3 protein-coding genes are annotated in these 2,599 nt (G+C 68.0%); 1 reads left to right on the top strand and 2 read right to left on the bottom strand.

Annotation, left to right across the window (positions count from 1 at the left end):
• A partial coding sequence (locus HY703_11455) for an OsmC family peroxiredoxin (protein ID MBI4545804.1) occupies positions 1–405 on the top strand: 405 nt, incomplete at its 5' end.
• A gap of 48 nt (positions 406–453) precedes the next feature.
• Here HY703_11455 and HY703_11460 read toward each other — a convergent pair.
• Together HY703_11460 and HY703_11465 are read right to left on the bottom strand one after the other, a co-directional pair.
• Positions 454–1,353 (bottom strand): metal ABC transporter permease, encoded by a 900-nt coding sequence (locus HY703_11460; GenBank protein ID MBI4545805.1) that lies wholly within the window; start codon positions 1,351–1,353, stop codon positions 454–456.
• A gap of 25 nt (positions 1,354–1,378) precedes the next feature.
• Positions 1,379–2,449, bottom strand: a complete 1,071-nt coding sequence (locus tag HY703_11465) for a zinc ABC transporter substrate-binding protein (protein ID MBI4545806.1) — start codon at positions 2,447–2,449, stop codon at positions 1,379–1,381.
• Positions 2,450–2,599: the final 150 nt, after the last annotated feature.

Consider the following 2,599-nt stretch of genomic DNA (forward strand, 5'->3'; position numbering starts at 1 on the left):
GTTTGGCACGGCTCGCTCCACGAGGGCAGCGGCAGCATGAGCACCGGCAGTGGCGCCTTCGAGGGCGGCTACTCCTTCGGCTCGCGCTTCCAGGAGGCGGCCGGCACCAATCCCGAGGAACTGGTCGGCGCTGCCCACGCCGGCTGCTTCTCCATGGCCCTGGCCGCAGGCCTGTCCCGCGCCGGCTTCAAGCCCGAGCGCATCGACACCCGCGCCAACGTGCACCTCGAAAAGGTAGGCGAAGGCTTCCAGATCACGCGCATCGAGCTGGACACCGCGGGCACGGTGCCCGGCATTGACGAGGCCACGTTCCGCAAGCATGCGCAGGACGCCAAGGCTAACTGCCCCGTCTCGAATCTCTACAAGGGTGCCGAGATCGCCCTGAACGCTCGACTCCAGGGGTAGGCAAGGCCAGGATCTCGGGAATTTCTGGCAGGCTGGCCGGTTCCTTGTTTACGCTGATGCCGCCTCCTCCGCCGCCGGCGCACTCTCGGCGCCTGCGCCGCCGTCGCGCTCACCCCGTGGACGTCCCGGCCCGAGCCGGGCGCGCTCCGGCCGCAGGGCGAGCAGCGGGCGAAGCGCCGCGGCCAAAACCAGCGTCGCGCCGAAGGCGAGGACGAGAAGCGGACCCGTGGTGAGGTCCCAAGCGAAGGACACGGCCAGGCCGCCGGCAATGGCTACCCCCCCGCTGAACCAGGCAATGAGCAGGGCCCGGCCGAACGTGTGCGTGTAAAGGAACGCAATGGCCGCCGGAATCACCAGCGTGCTGAAGATCATGAGCACACCCGCCAGGTTCACCGAGAACGTGATGGCGATCCCGAACGTCAGGTAGAAGACGAAGTCCCACAGCCACACCCGCCTCACGGTGTCGGGCGCGAACGTCACGGCCAGCATCCGCCCGCGGAACAGGTAGTGGAACAGCCCGATCCCCGCGTAGACCGCCGCCATTTTCAGCACCGTCCCGCCGCTCACCCAGATAAGGCTGCCCGTCAGCGTTTCCTTGATGTGCTCGGCGCCCTCCGGGGTGAAGCTGGCCAGCAGGATCACGGCCGCGGAGGCCAGCACGTAGCTGATGCCAATGATCGCCTCCTGCGGCACGGCCCCGTTCTCCAGCCGCGTGAGACTGAAGAAGAGCGCACCCAGAACGGTAAAGCCGAAGGCAAACAGGTAGGACATGGTGGAGCCCGCGCCCGCGCCCAAGAGGAAGGCCACCGTGCTCCCTACGGCCGCTATCTGCGCGAAAGCCAGGTCCACGAAGATGACGCCGCGCCGGATCACATGCAGACCGAAGTACGCGTTCATCGCCAGGATCACCATGGCGGCCACGAAGGGGATCAGGATCAGGTCGAGCATCGCGCGAATCCTCTCGGTACGGGGATCAGGCCTTGCCGCCCTTGAACGCCTCGCCCAGGCCACTCACCCACGCGTCCACCATGTCGAAGTAGCTATCCACGCCGGGCAGCGCGCCGGGCTGGAAGGGGACCATGAGGTAGCTGGCGCCCGCCCGCTCGGCCACCCTCGCCACCTTCGCTCGGCCGTAGTACGTGCCGGCAATGATCAGGCGGATGCTCCGCGTCTTCATCAAGTCAATGAGCCTGGCGACATGCCGCGGCGTGGGCGGGATCCCCGGCTTCGGCTCGACGTACTCCGCGCAACGCACCTGGAAGCGGTCCTCGAAGTACGCCCAGTCCTTGTGATAGCAGATGATGTCCTTGCCCCGGAATGGCTCCGCCACGGCCAGCCAGCCGCCCAGGTAGCGGATGAGCGGCGTGCCCTGGTAAGGCGTCTGCTCCAGGAACGAGTGCAACTTCCCGCTCCGCGCCAGGCTGGCCAGCGTCTCGCCGCCCACCAGCTCTACCAGCCGCGCCCCGAACAGCCGCCGGTGGATTCGGACAGTGAAGTCGGCCAGACCCCGATCCCACACCGCGCTGCGCTCCGGCGCTACCGCCTTGAGCCCCGCCACCATGTTGCGAGCGATCTGGATGGCGTTGAGCGGGTCCGTGTAGAGATGCGGGTTGCCGTAAAGGTGGATGTCGCCGGCCGCCCGGTCCGCAGCCGCCGGGATGTCGAGCAGCTTGATCCCCGGGTAGGTAGTCACGTGGCCCGGCCCGCCCTCGCTCACCCGGGCATTGCCCGCCTTGTCCAGCAGCACCGGCGCCCACAGCTCCAGGTCCAGCCCGGTGGTCACGAACACGTCGGCGCGGCGCAGTTCGGCGGCAAAGCTGGGCTTGGGTCGCACGAAGTGCGCGTCCTCGTGGGGATCCGCAATCGCGGAGACCACCAACTGGTCGCCGCCGATCTCCCTGAGGATCGACGCGTACACGGGCAGCGTGGTCACCACGCGCACGGGTGCGGGCGACGCGGGCACCGCCGCTGCGGAACCGGGCGACGCGGCCGCCGTGCCGGCCAAGGTTGCCGCCCAGAATGTCAGGATCGAGCGCAGTCGCATTGAGCTTCTCCGATTCATTGTCGCACGGGCCCCCGCTCAGTACGTCTCGTGCTTGTGCGGGCCCATGGCGAACGTCATCTGGATCAGGAACTGGCGGAAATCGTCGCCCGGCCGGCTCAGGAAATCGTACTCGGCGCGCAGCCGCACAAA

The sequence above is a fragment of the Gemmatimonadota bacterium genome (assembly GCA_016209965.1).
Classification (GTDB): domain Bacteria; phylum Gemmatimonadota; class Gemmatimonadetes; order Longimicrobiales; family RSA9; genus JACQVE01.